This is a genomic window from Shigella sp. SIG3, from assembly GCF_053555855.1.
In genome coordinates this window covers 1-1,032 of the sequence record NZ_JBQZXE010000257.1, presented here as the reverse complement: position 1 = coordinate 1,032, position 1,032 = coordinate 1, and the positions used below count along the sequence as shown (strand labels likewise).

Here is a 1,032-nt window from a genome sequence, read left to right as displayed (position 1 = left end):
TTCAGGAAAAACAGTTGCGATGGTACAACATTGCGCTGATGTCTTTTATCACTGTCTGGGGTTTTGGCAACGTTGTTAATAACTATGCCAACCAGGGGCTGGTGGTTGTTTTTTCATGGGTGTTTATCTTTGCACTCTATTTCACACCTTATGCGCTAATTGTTGGTCAGTTAGGCTCGACCTTCAAAGATGGGAAGGGCGGGGTCAGTACCTGGATTAAACACACGATGGGACCCGGACTGGCTTATCTCGCCGCGTGGACCTACTGGGTGGTGCATATTCCCTATCTGGCACAAAAACCCCAGGCAATTCTGATTGCGCTCGGTTGGGCGATGAAAGGCGACGGTTCGCTAATCAAAGAATATTCAGTCGTAGCGTTACAGGGGTTAACGCTGGTGCTGTTTATCTTCTTTATGTGGGTTGCTTCACGCGGTATGAAATCGCTGAAAATCGTCGGTTCTGTGGCAGGGATTGCGATGTTTGTTATGTCGCTCCTGTATGTGGCGATGGCGGTAACCGCGCCTGCGATTACTGAAGTGCATATTGCGACCACAAACATTACCTGGGAAACGTTCATTCCTCATATCGACTTTACCTACATTACCACTATTTCAATGCTGGTTTTCGCGGTTGGCGGAGCAGAGAAGATTTCTCCTTACGTTAATCAAACGCGCAACCCAGGAAAAGAATTTCCAAAAGGGATGCTATGCCTGGCGGTGATGGTTGCGGTTTGTGCCATTCTGGGCTCACTGGCGATGGGGATGATGTTTGACTCGCGTAATATCCCGGATGACTTAATGACGAACGGTCAATATTACGCCTTTCAGAAGCTGGGCGAGTATTACAACATGGGTAATACTTTAATGGTGATTTACGCCATTGCGAATACCCTGGGACAAGTAGCTGCGCTGGTATTCTCGATTGATGCCCCGCTTAAAGTGCTATTAGGTGATGCTGACAGCAAATATATTCCAGCCAGTTTATGTCGTACCAACGCTTCTGGTACGCCCGTTAATGGCTATTTTCTGACCC

At 47.7% G+C, this 1,032-nt stretch carries 1 protein-coding gene; it reads left to right on the top strand.

The annotated features are described in order from the left end of the window. Positions 1–1,032: APC family permease (locus ACUU1I_RS20735; RefSeq protein WP_449144924.1), on the top strand; the 1,032-nt coding region annotated here is incomplete at both ends.